General features: G+C 41.9%; 10 protein-coding genes. 3 read left to right on the top strand and 7 right to left on the bottom strand.

Features of this window, described 5'->3' with window-relative positions; genetic code table 11:
- Positions 1-2 precede the first annotated feature (2 nt).
- Complete coding sequence (locus tag VB775_RS12340) at positions 3-587, bottom strand: hypothetical protein (protein ID WP_281010159.1); 585 nt, start codon at positions 585-587, stop codon at positions 3-5.
- A gap of 26 nt (positions 588-613) precedes the next feature.
- Between VB775_RS12340 and VB775_RS12335 the strand changes: the two genes are divergently transcribed.
- Positions 614-2728 (top strand): DNA phosphorothioation-associated putative methyltransferase, encoded by a 2115-nt coding sequence (locus VB775_RS12335; protein WP_281010160.1) that lies wholly within the window; start codon positions 614-616, stop codon positions 2726-2728.
- Here the strand turns inward: VB775_RS12335 and VB775_RS12330 are convergent.
- Positions 2725-3387: a hypothetical protein gene (locus tag VB775_RS12330; RefSeq protein ID WP_281010161.1), complete on the bottom strand. Its 663-nt coding sequence runs from the start codon at positions 3385-3387 to the stop codon at positions 2725-2727. The genes VB775_RS12335 and VB775_RS12330 overlap by 4 nt on opposite strands.
- 14 nt (positions 3388-3401) lie before the next feature.
- A complete protein-coding gene (locus tag VB775_RS12325; protein ID WP_281010162.1) occupies positions 3402-3893 on the bottom strand; it encodes a hypothetical protein in 492 nt (163 codons plus the stop codon).
- 318 nt (positions 3894-4211) lie between these two features.
- Between VB775_RS12325 and VB775_RS12320 the strand changes: the two genes are divergently transcribed.
- Positions 4212-7964, top strand: a complete 3753-nt coding sequence (locus VB775_RS12320; protein WP_281010163.1) for a hypothetical protein — start codon at positions 4212-4214, stop codon at positions 7962-7964.
- A 148-nt stretch (positions 7965-8112) separates the two neighbouring features.
- Here VB775_RS12320 and VB775_RS12315 read toward each other — a convergent pair whose 3' ends face one another.
- Positions 8113-9087 (bottom strand): tyrosine-type recombinase/integrase, encoded by a 975-nt coding sequence (locus tag VB775_RS12315; RefSeq protein ID WP_281010164.1) that lies wholly within the window; start codon positions 9085-9087, stop codon positions 8113-8115.
- Positions 9088-9754: 667 nt separating this feature from the next.
- Between VB775_RS12315 and VB775_RS12310 the strand changes: the two genes are divergently transcribed.
- Positions 9755-11299 (top strand): ATP-binding protein, encoded by a 1545-nt coding sequence (locus tag VB775_RS12310; protein ID WP_281010165.1) that lies wholly within the window; start codon positions 9755-9757, stop codon positions 11297-11299.
- Positions 11300-11598: 299 nt separating this feature from the next.
- On the opposite strand, the gene VB775_RS12305 is transcribed toward VB775_RS12310, so the two are convergent.
- The 3 genes from VB775_RS12305 to VB775_RS12295 form a co-directional block, all read right to left on the bottom strand.
- Positions 11599-12993 carry an MFS transporter gene (locus tag VB775_RS12305; protein ID WP_281010166.1) on the bottom strand — a complete coding sequence of 465 codons (1395 nt, stop codon included), beginning with the start codon at positions 12991-12993 and terminating at the stop codon, positions 11599-11601.
- Between the two features lie 38 nt (positions 12994-13031).
- Entirely contained in the window at positions 13032-13772 is a 741-nt protein-coding gene (locus VB775_RS12300; protein ID WP_281010167.1) for a glycoside hydrolase family protein, read from the bottom strand.
- A gap of 111 nt (positions 13773-13883) precedes the next feature.
- Complete coding sequence (locus VB775_RS12295; protein ID WP_281010168.1) at positions 13884-17042, bottom strand: efflux RND transporter permease subunit; 3159 nt, start codon at positions 17040-17042, stop codon at positions 13884-13886.
- Position 17043 lies beyond the last annotated feature (1 nt).

Below are 17043 nucleotides of genomic sequence, written 5' to 3'. Positions count from 1 at the left end.
ATTTACTCTTTAATTTGCTTGGCAAGCTTAACCCAACTCTCAATACCCTTTTGGGTTGGAACATTGAGATCGTTAAATGCACGAATATCTAGCTTATGCTGAAATCCATAGCTAATATGCAGCGATCGCTCTAAGCCATAAAAGTATAGCGAATCAAAGGGCAATTGGTTCGCCAAAATCCAGTCTATAATTATATTACTTGTAATGTTTGTGATTTTAAAATCGCAGGCTGCTCCTAAACGGGAACAGTAGTAGTTGCCATTTTTATTAATTTCATGAGCCATATGTTGATCGATTTCTGGAGCGACACGTCCGTTTTTTAGCCCTGTGACAGGATCTTTCTTTGACAACCACTTTTTTAAGTCAGGCGAACAAAATCCATAGGTCAGACAAAAATTTTCTTTCCCAAAATAGTCAATTACTGGATCGATAATCCATTGATGCAAATTCTTTATCGCTAGTATGCTTTCTTCGATATTGTTTTGTGGATAAGGCTTAATTTGGTCATGGTATTTCTGGTATGTCTGTGTACAAGTACAAAAATCTTTTAGTGTTAGATATTTGCCAAGGGAGTATTCTGGATACATATATGTTCGATTAGTTTGCTCCTGCAATGATAATAGGGTGTGACCACATTCAAATAATTAACCTATGCCAACAGAGTCCTATTGGCAAAAAGTTACCCAACGCGCTTTATTTGCATATCTCAGCGATTACCTCTTTATCTCCACAATTACAAGAATGTGATCGCCAAGCCAGATTATTACTACCAAAATCTATCCAATTCACCATTATCAAATTCAACTACGAACAACCCAAAATCTCCTACCTGTTCTATCCAGAATTCGATAACGACCCACATCCCGCATTGCATCAAAGTATTCAAGTTGACCTAAAAGCCCAAACAGTCCAGCAACGAGACTATTACAACTCTCTCAATCCGCCCATCCTCCATCGCAAAGAAACCTTTGTAAATTCTGACTATCCCCACTATCAACTATTTGCTCAACTAACCAAACAAGAAGAATCGATCGGGCTATTTCATGAGACTCGCATCATCGGCACTCGTAAAGGATGGGAACAACGTTTACAGGAATACAATGTTGAACTGAAAGATCATCAAGTCATTTTGCTCCCCTCGACCTCTGGGAGAGGATCTGGGCGATGCACTGAGCCTGTCGAAGTGTTTGAGGGGCTAAAAGAAGATATCAAAATTGATCGACATAAAGCCGCAATTCATCGCCCCGATCTATCTAAACCCGTTCGACTTGCCTTAGAAGCAGGACTATTTACAGAAAGCTCAACCTTTTTTGACTATGGCTGTGGTCATGGTGAAGATATCAAAAGAATTAGCGATCGCGGCTTTACTAGCTCAGGTTGGGACCCATACTATCGACCACAATGCGATTGTACCTCAGCCGAAATCGTCAACCTCGGCTATATCATCAACGTCATCGAATCGCAGATCGAAAGAAGAGAAGCACTAATCAAAGCATGGGAATTAACGCAAAAAGTTTTGATAGTGTCGGCACAAGTTTTAATTGGTGATGTGGGCAAAGGACAAATCGCCTACAGTGATGGCGTGGTGAGTAGTCGTAACACTTTCCAGAAGTATTACGAACAAGAAGAACTCAAACTCTATATCGATCAAGTGTTAGGCGTAGATTCTGTGCCTGTCTCTCTCGGCATTTATTTTGTATTTCGTGACGAAATGCAAGCGCAAAGCTTCAGAGCATCACGGTTTCGTTCGAGAGCCACCACACCCAGAATCCGACTTGTCTCCAAACGCTTTGAAGACTATCGCGAATTACTCAATCCCCTTATGGATTTCTTTACAGAGCGAGGCAGATTACCCATTGGCGAAGAATTGCCAAACTTTGAGCCGTTGCTAACAGAATTTGGAACAGTACGCCGCGCCTTTAACTTGATTGTCAGTGCCACAAATCAAGATGAATGGGATGCGATCGCCGATAAGCGCCGTCAAGATATTTTGGTATTCCTTGCCCTCAGTAATTTTGATAACCCTTACAAACGACTCAAATTAAGCCAACTTTTAACGCAATACCAAACCGATATCAAATCTCTATTTGGCTCTTATCAAGGTGCAAGTACTACTGCTGATCTGATGTTATTTAATTTAGGTAGGGAAGGATTCATCGCTACCTGTTGTCGAAACAGCAGAATTGGACGGCTAGATCATCAAGCCCTCTATGTTCATATTTCGGCTTTAGAACATCTTGATACTATGCTCAGACTCTATGAAGGATGTGCCAGTCGCACCATTGGTAGAATGGATGGAGCCACGCTGATCAAATTCCATCTTCATAAACCGAAAATCAGCTATCTTTTTTATCCCGACTTTGATCGAGATCCCCATCCAAAAATGCAAGCCTCAATGCAAATTGACCTGAGAGATTTACAGGTTCGTTATCGTGACTATCACAACTCCGATAATCCCCCCGTACTTCATTGCAAAGATGCTTATATCCTTCCCGACTACCTACAGTATGAAAAATTTGCCAAATTAACTAAACAAGAAGAAAGTTGGGGATTGCTAGAAAACATGAAAGATATTTCATATTGGCAAGGCTGGCAACAAAAATTAAAAGAATACTGTGCAGAACTTCAAGGGCATCGTCTTGTCTGGAGCAAAGACGCTGACCCAGAGACAATTAGGTTATTGAAAGCACAACGCAAATCCAAGAAATTAGAAGGAGACACGTTTTAACTAATCCAAATCTCGCTCAAATCATAAAAGCTTCCTCGTTGCTCAAGTTTAAACCCACCCAAAAGTAAACCTAGCCAAGTTTCGACAATTGGTAAAGGCAAAGCAACTTGCAAATCTATCAAGCGCATAGGAGAAAAATTATTTGCAATACAATGCGCGATCGCCTCAACCCAAGCCGAAACATTTTCAGTATGAGCAGTATTAATCGCCAGTTCAAACTCTTCCACCAAACTAAGCAAACTGTGCTGCTCTAAAGCTTGAATCAAAACCTCCTTATCAATTTCACGAACAATCGAATTGCCATTTTTTATTTGTTCGGAAACCTTCCTAGGTAAACTCTGCAAAGGCTCAATGAACTGCTCAAAATCTACCACCATAGACTGACGCACATAACGATCAAAAGCATCATCAGCCATGATCGGTTCCCCCTTTACCGCACGAGAATGTAACTCCTCAAATAAAAAATTAGAGCGATCACAAAACAAATCCGCAATCTGACAAACCGCCTCACCAGCTATTCGCAACTGAGAGCGCGTATCAAGATCAACCAGAGTCAAATCTAAAAGTTTAAACACCATTGGAAAATTTGCATCTTCAGGAGTTTGTCTCGCAGTCGAAAGGACATCCCATAAATCCAACTCAAGCTGTTTAACTTTCATTGTCACACCGAAAATTAATTGGAATGACAAGGGCAAGGACGCAAAGGACAAAGCCAAGGATCGAGACGTTCTTGACTGGCAAATTTCTTAATCCCATAACTTGACTCCAGCAAAATCAACACTTTCTGCACATAAGTATGCACTTGCGTCGCAACCATCCCCGCACAATGAATTGGTGGAATCGCTGCGAACTTTTCTTGTCCTTTCCAAACTTGAACCGCGATCGCATGAATTGGTGTATCAGTTCCCGATTGTCGATACACCACCAACACAGCCCAATATACTGAGGCAAATTCATCAGTAATCACAACTAAACTTTCATTGGAATCACCACGTTGATGTGAGCGAATCAGATTACGGCGATCGCGATGACGGGCATAGGAACGGCGACTATAGCAAACCGCAGGATTCCAACAGCGATCGCCATCATTGCCGTGAAGTTCTTGAGCCTGAGTCGCCGAAAGCATCGCACATTTTTTACACTTTTCGGGAATACCTTTAGGCATGATTTTGGAAAATAATAACTTAATACAGCCTGTTGAGGTTTTGTGGGATACGCATAGAATAGGATACACAACCTATTTGTAAGGTTTATGATCCATTGCTTCACCAGATCTGCGGGGTGGCGATGTTGTTGCTTGGCTGCTTCCCAAAAAACTTGACAGTCACAATACTAGTCATGGAATGTTCGTTCGAGCCAAGCCAAGCCCAAATCTCTCTCTTGACATTGGGGAGCACTATATTCTTTATTGAGTGGTGAAAGCCACACGATAATGTGATCGCCAGCCAATGAAAATAAAAATCATACTAATTTTGGGATCGAAATGACAAAACCATTTAATGTAGAATCTGGCAGTATCAATCTGTTGAAAGATTTTCAATTGACACAGTTGTTGAAAATTTTACTTCATGCCGAAGCTTTTCGTTATGATCTAGCACAATGCGCTGTTGAAGTAGCTCTAAATATCACAACTGGGGATGGTGGAGAGGATGGACGGATCTCTTGGCAGAATGGAGTAGCTTCAACGGATTATATTCCAAACAGGCTTACTTTGTTTCAAAATAAAGCCACAGATATGGGACCAACAGATTATGGGAATGAAATCTTAGCAAAAGACAAAACTGTAAAATCTCAAGTCGATGAAGTTCTTAGCATTGGAGGTAGCTATGTTGTATTTACTACGCAAGAGCTAAATAATAAACAGAAAAAAGCTCGCATCAAAAAAATACGCGAGAATCTAACCACACTTGGCAAGAGTTATGCTTTAACCTGTGATTTGCAAATATACGACGCAAGCCAAATTCAAGGATGGGTAAATCTCTATATCCCTGCAATTGTTGCTGTTCAGCACTGGATTGGAAGACCAGCTGAAAGAGGTTTAAAAACCTTTGACTTATGGAGTGAGTATAAAGACTTAAGCAGCCTACCTTTCACTTCCGTAGCAAGTAGAAAGGACATAATTACAACTCTAATCTCTGACTTACCAAAACCAAAATCCTGTTTTCGAGTAAAGGGGCTTTCAGGGTTAGGTAAAACTAGAATGGCTTATCAGGTATTTGTTGAGTGCGAGGAAATCAGAAGTCTCTTGGTATATGTGGATGCTAATCATGCTCCTAATGTTGATGCTCTGGTAGCTGATTGGATTAGCTTAGGCTTGAGCGCAATATTGGTTGTTGATAACTGCGAGTACAAACTTCATGAGCGGTTGGCAAAAGAGATTGGGAGAGGAAATAGCCAAATCAGCCTACTAAGTTTGGACTACAACTTTGATAAAGTTTCTGACGCAACGAAGTGTTTTGACCTTAAGCAGATGAGTAATGATGAATTACTTCAACTTCTAAATCCAATATATAGTAATCGACTAACGGATTTAGATAGAATTGTTAGCTTTGCTCAAGGCTTTCCTCAAATGGCTGTTCTTTTAGCAGAGGCTAGGTTAAATGAAGATCCAAGAATAGGTGAACTTGGTGAAGACGACTTAGCCAACAAGCTATTATGGAAACGTGGGGAGGAGGAAAATCCCGATCATCTAAAAATCCTTCAAGTATGTTCTCTTTTTGATACATTTGGCATAGAGCAAGAAGTTGAAGATCAACTTAAATATATCGCAGGTTTGGTAGGGCTAAATGTTGATACCGTATACGAATGTATACAAAAATATTCTGAACGAGGACTAATTGATAGACGAGGACGATATGGGCAAGTAGTTCCAAAACCATTAGCTATAAGATTGGCAGGACAGTGGTGGACAAAAACTAGGGAGCAAAAACAGAAAGAGCTTGTAAATGGGATTCCAGAGTCACTAATTGAAGGCTTTTGCCAACAGATTGAGAAAATGGACTTTCATCCTGATGTTAAATTGCTCACTAAAGATTTGTGTGGAACTCAAGGCCCTTTTGGCCAAGCGGAGGTGATCCTATCTAATCGGGGTTCTAGACTCTTCCGCTCATTTGTGAATGTAAATCCCGAAGCTACATCTGCCGCACTCTACCAGACTCTCTTTAATCTTAACTACCAGCAGTTATTACATATAGATGGCAATATCCGAAGAAATTTAGTTTGGGCACTCGAAAAGCTTTGTTTCCATGCGAATCTTTTTGAAGAGTCGGCATGGTGCCTATTACTCTTAGCCTCAGCCGAAAATGAAACTTGGAGCAACAATGCCACAGGTATATTCTCACAATTATTCAGGTGCGATTTATCGGGGACGGCAGCCGATCCTAATATCCGTTTTACATTACTAAGTAAAGCTTTTGACCTGAATCGTCCTGAAATTGATATGGTTATTCTTAATGCTTTAGAGCAGGCAACCAGAATAAATGGAGGTCACCGAATGGTTGGGGCAGAGTATCAGGGTACAAAAGCACCACTTCAGGAATGGCGACCAAAAATTTGGCAGGATATCTTCGACTTATGGCAAGCTGCTTTCGATTTGCTTCTGCTAATTCTGGAAAGAAAAGATGATCGAAAAGAAAAAGCTATGAGTATAATAGGACACTCTATTCGTGGATTCGTGCGTGTAGGTCGTATTGATATGCTTGATACTACGATCAAGCAGGTTATTGAAGTAAATGGTAAATATTGGCCATCGGCACTTGAAAGCATAAAACATACTTTTGAATATGATGCTGCACAGCTTAATCAGAAAGCAATTGATGCATTAAATTCTTGGTTGGTTCTACTTAATCCAGATGATTCTGATCTAACTGATAAGCTTAAGATTATAGTAATTAACCCCCCTTGGGAGCATCACGAAGACGATGATGGAATCTACATTGATATGGCGGCTGAAAAAGCGAAAACACTGGCAATAGATATAGCTAAAAAGGTGTCTTCTCTTTTTCCATTACTCGGCTTATTAATGAAAAATGAACAGAAGCAGTCATATACATTTGGAAGACAATTAGCGATAGAACTTGCCGACTTTACACAATTACTTGATCTAACACTAGAGCAGCTTGTCACTATTCAATCGCCTAATGTAAGCTTTGCACTTGGTCTTTATAGCGGTATATATGAGAAATCACAAGCAACTTGGCAAATATATATTGACAAGCTTTTAGAGGACAAACACCTGATTGTGTTTTACCCAGATGTCATTCGGACTGGGAAAATAACGAAGATTCACTTAGATAAACTTCTAGAACTCATTTCCCAAGATACTATTTCTGCCAACAGTGCAAATCTTCTAGGTTATGGTCGTGTCACAGACGGTATTGATCCATCAACTATTGCAGAATTTTGTTTGAATTTATCCGCTCTAGGAAATGTAGCTGCTTGGTCGGCTCTAAATGTTATTTTTATGTATTGCCATAGCAATAAAGCATTCGTCAAGGAAATTATTGATCCACTCAAGAAATTAGTATTAGCTGTCTCATTGTCTAAAGATCAGAAGGGAACTTACAGAGATATCTACCATTGGCATGGACTAGCGCAGAACATTCTCAAATTCCCAGATCAGGAATTTGCTATTGCCATTGTAAATCAGATTATTGCTTCTTGTTCGCAAGGTTTTGAGCATGGAGATATTTGGGATTATATAAAGCCCTTACTTACTGACCTTATGCAAGAGTATGAAGAGGTTTTGTGGCCTATTTTGGGTGATGCCATACTGGCAGCAAGGGGAATGGAGCGTTATTGGCTTCAACAGGTTATTGATAGAGAAAATAGCTTTTCCAATCAACAGCCAAGTGTATTGTCTGTCTTAAATCCTGATAATGTTATTTCTTGGTGCCAAAAAAATCCAGCCCTAGGTCCAAACTTTATTGCCAGTTGTGTGAATATCCTAGAGACCGTTAATAAAGTGCAACAACCCACTAAATTATTTATTCAACTTCTGGAGAATTTTGGTAATGATGAAAAAGTTGTAAATACTCTTGGGGCAAATATGGCTACACGAGGCTGGGAAGGCTCTTTAGTCCCATATTTAGAAGCTGACAAGAAAGCTCTTTTACCATTTATTAACCATCATAATCAGAATGTAAGCAAATGGGTTAGAGCGTATATAGCAGATATTGATAGACAGATAGAGTCAGAATCTACTCGAGATGAAGAGCGTAATTTAGGTATTTTCTAACAGTTACTTAAGAGTTGTGGGCTGCCTCAAGTTTGCACCACATATAGTACATTTCGGCAATGACCAGTTTGGAATTTATGAATCATAGAACTATTTTTTCCCAACCTCCATCCTGTGATCGCCAATATGCCAGCTAATGTTCTAACCACTATTCTAACTTCGCCGCCGCCTTTAAAAAAGCCCGTTTCGCCGCAATCTTATTCTTGCGATTTGTATAGCGCCTAAAACTTCTCACATCCCGATGTCTTGTCAACTCCATCGCCAAAGAAGGATCTAGCTCATACTTCACAATCAAATTCGTCGCAAACGTATGCCTACCCCGATGCGAATGCAAATCAATCCCCGTCTTCTCCGCCAAATCATCCATCACATGTCGAATCCCCCAATAGGTCAACCGCTTACCCTGACTACGATTAGAACAAGATACAAATAAAGGACTATCAGATAATAACTCTCCCTCTTGCTCCCTCCTCCAATCTAAATAAGTATCCAAATCCTGAATACCAAACTTCGTCAAAGGCACTTCTCCCTTACTATCCCATTTCGCCTCTTTGATCGCCAATTCCCCATTCACATAATCCTCAATATTCAAACGACAAACCTCCTCCGCCCGCAACCCATGCAACAAAATCGAAAACAAAGCCCGATCGCGTAACACCCCTTTACCTAGCGAGATCGCTTCATAAATCCGTAATACCTCCTCATCCTCCAAATCCTTTGCCACAGGATCGGGTAATCGCTCTTGCTGAATGCCAATCGTCGGATCGGCAACCACATATTCCGAGAGCAACATCCATCGATAAAAAGATTTCAGAGTTCGCAGCACTCGATTCACCGAACTCAACGCCAGTTCGCGTTCCTTCAGCAAAAAAGTTTTAAACTGTGTCACTTTACGACGACTCACATCCACCCAAGCCAGATCGCACCAATCCATAAATGTCCACAAGTCCGCTTGATACGCTTTACGACTTTTGGGTTGTAAAGACCTTGACGCTAAAAACTCATCAACTCTTGCTTGGCGCAAGTCTGAAGTGGCGATCACTTTAGGCGGTTCACTGTAAACAACTAAAATTGGCTCTGGAATCGACATAACGGCATCACCATCTAGCTTACAAAGTACCATCAGCAACCCCTATCTCTAAGTGTAGTGTTAGAAGATGCGAAAAAAACTGAGATTATGACCATAAGCTTGCCGCCATTAGCACCATAAATTTGCCGCTACTGAGTTTGAAATACCGATTTCACCGTTGGGTTCACCTAGATTCGTCTCCCTAGGTGGAAGCATAAGTTTGCCGAAAGTCTTGAATTACAAGCATAAGCTTGCCGAAAATCGTAAACTCTTGAATCTGCCAAAAGCCTTGAGCAGTCTGGAGTTATCTTCCTGCTGCATCTGGATTTGCCTCCCATTGCTGATTTTACCACTTCATTCACAGACAAATTTTGCCTGTGGCTGGCTAAAGGGCTTAAGGAGAATGGATTTAGCGGACATCTGCTACCGAAATGCTTACTGGCTATGTGTTAGAGTCCCTTGCCCTAGATGATTATGACCATAAGTTTGCCGCTGCGGCAAACTTATGGTCATAATCATAAAAACGATCGTCTTCAAGATTGAAAGCCCAATTCGTCTTAGAAACATCTTAGAGCAAATAATCAATACTTATTTGCCATTAAATTTATGCGAATAAGTATTTATACTTAGTGTTTGTAATGTGTTTTCAGCGTTTCAGGGCTTTGCTTGGCGCGTTGTTATATATTGAAGGGGTATCTATGCCCGTTAGTTAGTTGTTGTCATGCCAAAATGGTTTAATACTGCTGGTCCTTGTAAAGCTGATATTCATTACATGTTGTCAGCGACTGAGCGCTTGCCTGAAATCAAACAATTAATTGCTCAAGAAAATTATTTTGTGATCCATGCGCCACGTCAGACGGGTAAAACTACAGCAATGCTGACCCTCGCGCAAGAACTCACCACTAGTGGTGAATATACATCGGTAATGGTATCGGCAGAAGTCGGGTCAACTTTCCCTAATGAACCAGAAAAAGCAGAAGATATCATTTTAGCAGCATGGCGAGATGCGGCAGATTTCTGGTTGCCAGACGAACTGAAACCACCAACCTACAATGTAAATCAGCCGCCACAGCGTATTGGTAATTTTTTAAAAATATGGTCGGAGGCTTCACCAAGACCATTGGTAATATTCATTGATGAAATAGATTCTCTACAAAATCAAACTTTGATGACTGTGTTACGACAGTTGAGGGATGGATTTCCGCGCCGTCCACAAGGATTCCCACAGTCAGTTGCTTTGGTGGGGATGCGCGATGTGCGGGATTATAAGTATGCTTCGGGAGGAAGCGATCGCCTGAATACTTCTAGTCCTTTTAATATCAAAGTGCGCTCCTTCACGCTGAGTAACTTCACCCTTGAGGATGTGAGAAAGCTCTATCAGCAGCATACGGAAGCCACAGGACAAATATTTACTCCTGAAGCTGTTGATTTAGCTTTTCATTTGACTCAGGGTCAGCCTTGGTTGGTCAATGCGATCGCTAAGGAAATTGTTGAATATATTACGAAAGATCCATCTATTCCTATTACGGCTGAGTTAGTGAATCAAGCGAAGGAAATACTCATTAAGAGACAAGATACGCATCTGGATAGCCTTGCGGAGAGACTAAGAGAAGATCGAGTCAGAGCAATGATTCAGCCTATTCTCGCTGGGCAGGAGCTACCAGATGTGCCACAGGATGATATTCGCTACGTTTTAGATTTAGGGCTTTGTACTAACGAAAATGGTTTGGCGATCGCTAATCCTATTTATCAGGAAGTGCTTCCTAGAGTGCTTGCCTATGTAACTACTGCTTCTATTGGGTATCTTCAACCAATCTGGCTTAGTGAGCAAGGTGAATTTTTGCCCGATCGCTTGTTGGAAGCGTTCTTATTATTCTGGCGGCAGCATGGAGAGCCTTTATTTGGAAGTACGCCCTATCCAGAGATTGCGCCCCATCTGGTGTTGATGGCTTTTCTGCACCGTGTTGTTAATGGTGGCGGCACTTTGGAGAGAGAATATGCCATTGGTTCGGGAAGAATGGATATCTGCTTGCGCTATGGTAAGGTAACTTTGGCAATGGAGTTGAAGGTATGGGCTGATAAAAGATCTGATCCAATTAAGGAAGGATTGCCACAGTTGGATAAGTATTTGTCAGGGTTGAGCTTAGATACAGGATGGTTAGTGATATTCGATCGCCGTAAAGGTTTGCCGCCGCTAAGCGATCGCACTACGACTGAAAATGTCATCAGTCCCGCAGGTCGAGAAATTATTGTGATTCGTGGATAGATTACTAATCAATTGATACAGAAGGAGTAGGGATAGATACAGGATAAATGTAAAAAACTGCAAGATCGGTCTTAAACACGCATTCGGTAATGTTTCACATTTGTTGGGGAGAAAATAACAAGAATAGGCTATAAAAAATGCTGGTATGGGTTTGCCATTTTTATCAATTACCTAGTTCAACAAATGTGACACACTACCCACGCATTCTATCGTTTGATTTTTCGCCCCAAGTAATGGGATTATTTTTATTGATTGGTTCTGCAATGGGTTTCCTTCGCTGAAATGTATATAAAATTCATCTAATGGCTATGTAGGTGATGAATATCATGGTAGTGAGCATGAAGATGTTTGGTTGGCAGATGCTCATGGGTATGCGTATGTGGTTCGGTTAGTAACATATGTTCAGGATGATCATGTTGATGATGTGGATCGTGAGTATGTTCGTGTTCATGCCAGAGATATTCATGCTGATGTTCATGAGTTTTAGGAGCTAGCAAGATCTGGACTACTGCGAGAAGGGCAAACCCGATCAAGCTTCCGTAAAGAAACGAAGTATTACTTTGACTTCCCAACCAACCTGCAATGGGATAGGAAACTGCCCACCATAGATGGCTCCAAGCAAAATGTGCGCCATAAACTCTCCCTTGAAGGTTAGAGGGAATCTGATCCGCGATGAGAGTTTGGGTGGGTAGATTCACGAAAACTTGTCCCATTCCTGCGATCGCCCAAAGTAATATCAATGGCACTAAACCGACATAATTCGCGGGTAAAATTGCCAAAGTAATCAAAACTGCGCCAAACAGAACTACAATTGTGCGCTCCCACTTTTTACCGATCGCTCCTACAGTTACCGCCGCTATAGTTGCGCCAATGCCAAAAGCAGCCATTACCCATCCATATTCTAAACTGCTTAGTTTGAGCGTTCCTTTTATGTAGCCTACGGTATTTACTAAAATCTGCGCTCCTGCGATCGATGCGACAAGTTGCAGAAAGAGGGCATAGCGAATAAAAGCATTAGCAAATAAGCGTGTGGTTCCTTCTTTAACATCACCAATAATTGTAGTGATCGCTCCCTTTTGAGATTCTTCTAAATTTTCATTTCGCTCTACTCTAAGTTGATTTGGAAGTGAGAAGATCAAAACTGCGGCAATTAAGAAAGAAATTGCATCCAGAAAAAATATCTGTCTTGCGCCAATCCATGCCGACATACTTCCAGCAATTCCAGGACCTAAAACGCCTAGCAGTTGATAAGTCGCAGCAGAAAGAGCGATCGCCTGAGCATATTCACTTTTACCCGTGACTAAAGGGATTGTGGCTTGATATGTAGGCGTAAAGAAGGCATTGAATACATTTAGAGCAAAGACTAGAACATAAATCTGCCAAACTGCATTTACAAATGGCATGGTTCCCACAATCACCATTCGCGCAATGTGAGTGATGACGAGAATTAGTTTGCGATCTAAGCGATCGGCGATCGCACCTGCGATTGGGGAGAGAATCACAAAAGCCGTAACTCTCAAGGTCAAAGCCACAGAAAGCACTACAGCACTATCTTTCCCTGCTAGTTCAAAAGCTAGTAGAGCTAATCCTAACCATGTTAGAGCATCACCAAATAAGCTGATCGTCTGAGCAGTATAGAGTCTGGCAAAAGTTGAATTATTGAGGCATCGTAATGATGAGGGAACCTGTGGCATTTTGGTTGGGCTGAGATAGGTATCGATAGTTTTTAGGTTTAGAAAGACTCAATTTTGTTAATCATTTGAGATCCACTCATTTTACTTGTAGAGGCAAGTTCTTCAGCTAGAAATTTACGATAAAGCTTGGGTAAAAATGGTGTCATCAAATTATCTTCAAGCCCACTGCCTAGACTAGTCCAAACATCAGACAACTCACCCAAAGCATCTTCAACCCGATCTTTTTTGAGCAAAGTTAAAATATCCACATTCCATTGATGATGATCTTTGAGCCATCGATAGACAACGATATCTTGGTACTCAGGCTCAAAGCTATAGGTTATGCCATTTGGGGTTTCAGATGGATTGGGATGATATTTAGAAGCTTTTTCCATCCAAGTAGAGGTAAGAAATTGATACCTCCCAGAGGCGGTGGAGCATTTTCCTTTATTTACGTCAGTTTTAATCGGAATGCATTGATTAGGATGTTGACTTAAATCGTGAACATGATCTCCACCATATAAAAGCGCATAGGAGTTCTTACCACTGGACTCGCTTGCAGAAATAGTTCTCATCAAAGCTCGAATATAGGGATCGCCATTAGACATAGCTAGTGGTGGCACATCTTCAGCTACTTTCAGATAATTAATGTGTCTTATGACGTTCTGAGCATTTTGGAGAAACCAGAGTAAGGCAAATAGGCTCAGAATTGAAGCGATATCCCAAATCTTTTGCTTTCTACTGTATACCTTATCTTCGCCATCTTTGTTGTGTTTTTGTTTTGAACGATAAAAGAACATAGAGATAATTTTTAAACAGTCGCAATAGAATCTTAAAATCAAAAAATTTTGACTTTAAGAACTAAATTAAGGCGAATTTGTTCCTTAGTCTAGTTCTTAAAGTCTTTATAGCTATGATTTAACTAATACTTGTGGGTTCTCATTCACCTCGAATTGGTTGTCAATACTTAAAGATTTTTGTTTGGGAACTAGCCACTTACCAAACTTGGCGTAGATAGCAGGAATTACCAATAGGGTCAAAATCGTAGAGGTAATCAAGCCACCTAAAACCACGATCGCTAGAGGTTGTAAGATTTCATTCCCAGCGCTACTAGAAATTGCCAAGGGCAGCATTCCTAACGCAGAAGTGAGTGCAGTCATCAAAATGGCATTAACTCGTTCCATAGAACCTTTAAAAATTACATCTTTAAGAGGCATTCCTTGAGCAAATTTATTGTTGTAGTTATCAACTAGCAACAAGCCATTACGCACAGCAACTCCAAACAGAGTAATGAAACCAATGAGGGAGGCAATGGAAATGACACCACCAGTAAGCGCAACGGAAATAATCCCACCGACTAAAGCTAGAGGTAAGTTGATCATGATGGCGATCGCTGCAGGGATGGATTTCACAGAGAAGAACATCAATACAGCGATCACGATCGCCGCGAGAATACTGAACACTAAAAGATTATTAGTGGCTCGTTCCTCTGACTCAAACTGTCCGCCATATTGGATAAAGTAGCCATTGGGCAGTTTCACTTTTTGCTGAATCTGAGCTTGAATGTCTTTGACAACGCTATTGAGATCCCGACCAGCAACGTTGGTAGAAACTACGATTAGCCGTGAAACATCTTCACGATTGATCACATTTGCGCCCATACCGTAACTAATCTGAGCAACTTCACCGAGGGATATCTGTTGCCCTGTCGGGGCGATCAGAGGGATAGCGCGAATGTCATCGAGGCTATTACGAGATGATTCTTGTAATAGGACGACAGTATCAACTAGCTGCTGATTTTCTGATAGTTGCGAAACGACACGACCATTCAGAGCAGTTTCGACAACATTGGATATCTGTTCCATACTCAATCCATAGGTTGCCGCCGCCGTGCGGTTGTATTGAATCTGGACTTGACGGATTGGTAATTGCGGTTCTAGTTGCAAATCTACAAGCCCAGCAACAGGCTCGATCGCATCGCGTACTTGTTCACCGATGGTTCGCAGTTGGGCGAGGTCAGAGCCATAGATTTTGACCGCGATCGCACTTCTGACACCCGATAGCACTTCATCCATACGGTGCGAAATAAATCCACCAATATTCGGAGCCACCCCTGGTAATTTGTTGAAGGCTTCCCGCAATTGCTTGATGCTTTCTTCCCGATTTTTCAGAGCGGCATCGCTTAATTCCACATCCACATGAGCCATGCTTACGCCTGCACCATCTGCGTCACCAGGGGCGCGTCCTGACCTCACTTGCACCCACTCATATAATGGATTGCCCTTGAGCGAGTTATATAGTGCCATCCCTGCGCGATTGGTCATATCTAAAGATACCCCAGGAAAAAGCACCATCGAGTTAACCATTGACTTTTCTCGAAATTCGGGCAGAAAAACTCGTCCGAGGGAGGGAACTATCACACTCGTTGCAACCAGGGCGGCAAGTGCGAAACCGATAATAATCATCGGCGATCGCATCGACAAACTTAGGAATGGACGATACAAGCGTTCTGCCCACCGTGAAACAAAAGTACCTTCTTGTGGCAAGGTTTGGTCTGCCAATAGGATCGCACAAAGGGCAGGTGAAACCGTCATTGCAACTAGAGTCGAAGCCGCAATTGACAGTAGATAGGCTAATCCCATCGGCGCAAAAATGCGACCTTCCACACCCGTCAAACTAAAAATCGGGGCAAACACAACCACGATAATAACAGTGGAAAAAATCACCGCTAGACGAACTTCTACAGAAGTGTCATACACCACCTGAAAAGGATGTTTAGGATTACCCTGTGCTTGATTGGTTCTTAGTCCGCGATAACAGTTTTCCATGTCCACGATCGAGTCATCGACAACCGAACCGATCGCTACGACTAAACCACCTAAGGTCATTGTGTTAATGCCTAAGCCAAAGGCTTTCATCAGCATCAACCCGATCAAAAGTGATAAAGGAATCGCAGTTAGAGTAATTACAGCAGTGCGCCAGTTCATCAAAAATAGCAACATGATCACCGATACAATCACGATGCCTTCGATCAACGAACCACTGACATTCTTAATTGCAGCATCGATAAAGTTAGCTTGACGGAAAGTGCGAGCAACTTGGACATCGGCGGGCAATGTCGTTTGCAAAGACTGCATTACGGCTTCTACACCCTTGGTGACAGTGGGCGTATCCACATCAGGCTGTTTGTTAATCATCAGCACCACCGCAGGTTTACCGTTAAAGCTACCATCGCCACGCTTTAACGCTGTTCCCGTTTTGACCTCAGCTACATCTCTCAACAGAATTGGTTTGCCATTATCAACCTTGACTACTGATTGCTGTAAGTCTTGAATTGATTTGACTTTGCCAATACCGCGTACAAGTAGTTCCTGACCACCGCCAATCTGGAAGCCAGCAGGTGCGTTAGAATTTGCGCCTCTAGCTGCATCAGTAACTTCAGTCAGAGAAACATTCAGCGATCGCAATTTGGCAGGATTGACTAGCACCTGATTCTGACGTTCATCACCACCATAAATGGTCACCTGAGTCACCCCTGGGACGGATAAAATCTGGTTTCTCAGATTCCCTTCAACCAACTGGCGCAGATCCATTAGCGAAGTTCTGCCCTGACCATTCACCGTAAAGGCATATTGCAAAATAGTTCCCAGTGGCGAAACTAAAGGCGAAATTTCTGGCGGATGTACCCCTTCAGGAAGCTGATTTGTCACCTGCTGAAGTCGCTCTGTAACCGATTGTCTGGCTCGGTAAATATCAGCATTTTGATCAAATACCACATTCACCATCGACAGCCCCACCTTAGAGGACGATCGCACAATCGTTACCCCTGGCAAGCCATTAACCGCACTTTCAATCGGGATTGTAATTTGTGACTCCACTTCATCGGGCGCAAGTCCAGAAGCTTCAGTGTGAATATCGACTTGAGGCGGTGCAAATTCAGGAAATACATCCAGAGGCATCTGCGTCACAGTAAAGACTCCCCACAAGGTGATTAAAATCGCACAAACGACAATCAGCCATCGCTGCACGATTGAGCCTTTAAGAATCTGGTTCAAAATTGAGTTAGACATC

Source organism: Pseudanabaena sp. CCNP1317, from assembly GCF_034931345.1.
Classification (GTDB): domain Bacteria; phylum Cyanobacteriota; class Cyanobacteriia; order Pseudanabaenales; family Pseudanabaenaceae; genus Pseudanabaena; species Pseudanabaena galeata.
Note: the sequence above shows the minus strand (reverse complement) of the source record. Positions and strands in the feature narration are given on the sequence as shown.

Coding starts and splice junctions, on each gene's coding strand:
- VB775_RS12320 (WP_281010163.1), top strand. CDS start 4,212: ATGACAAAACCATTTAATGTAGAATCTGGCAGTATCAATCTGTTGAAA.
- VB775_RS12335 (WP_281010160.1), top strand. CDS start 614: ATGATAATAGGGTGTGACCACATTCAAATAATTAACCTATGCCAACAG.
- VB775_RS12295 (WP_281010168.1), bottom strand. CDS start 17,042: ATGTCTAACTCAATTTTGAACCAGATTCTTAAAGGCTCAATCGTGCAG.
- VB775_RS12315 (WP_281010164.1), bottom strand. CDS start 9,087: ATGGTACTTTGTAAGCTAGATGGTGATGCCGTTATGTCGATTCCAGAG.
- VB775_RS12300 (WP_281010167.1), bottom strand. CDS start 13,772: ATGTTCTTTTATCGTTCAAAACAAAAACACAACAAAGATGGCGAAGAT.
- VB775_RS12330 (WP_281010161.1), bottom strand. CDS start 3,387: ATGAAAGTTAAACAGCTTGAGTTGGATTTATGGGATGTCCTTTCGACT.
- VB775_RS12340 (WP_281010159.1), bottom strand. CDS start 587: ATGTATCCAGAATACTCCCTTGGCAAATATCTAACACTAAAAGATTTT.
- VB775_RS12325 (WP_281010162.1), bottom strand. CDS start 3,893: ATGCCTAAAGGTATTCCCGAAAAGTGTAAAAAATGTGCGATGCTTTCG.
- VB775_RS12305 (WP_281010166.1), bottom strand. CDS start 12,993: ATGCCACAGGTTCCCTCATCATTACGATGCCTCAATAATTCAACTTTT.
- VB775_RS12310 (WP_281010165.1), top strand. CDS start 9,755: ATGCCAAAATGGTTTAATACTGCTGGTCCTTGTAAAGCTGATATTCAT.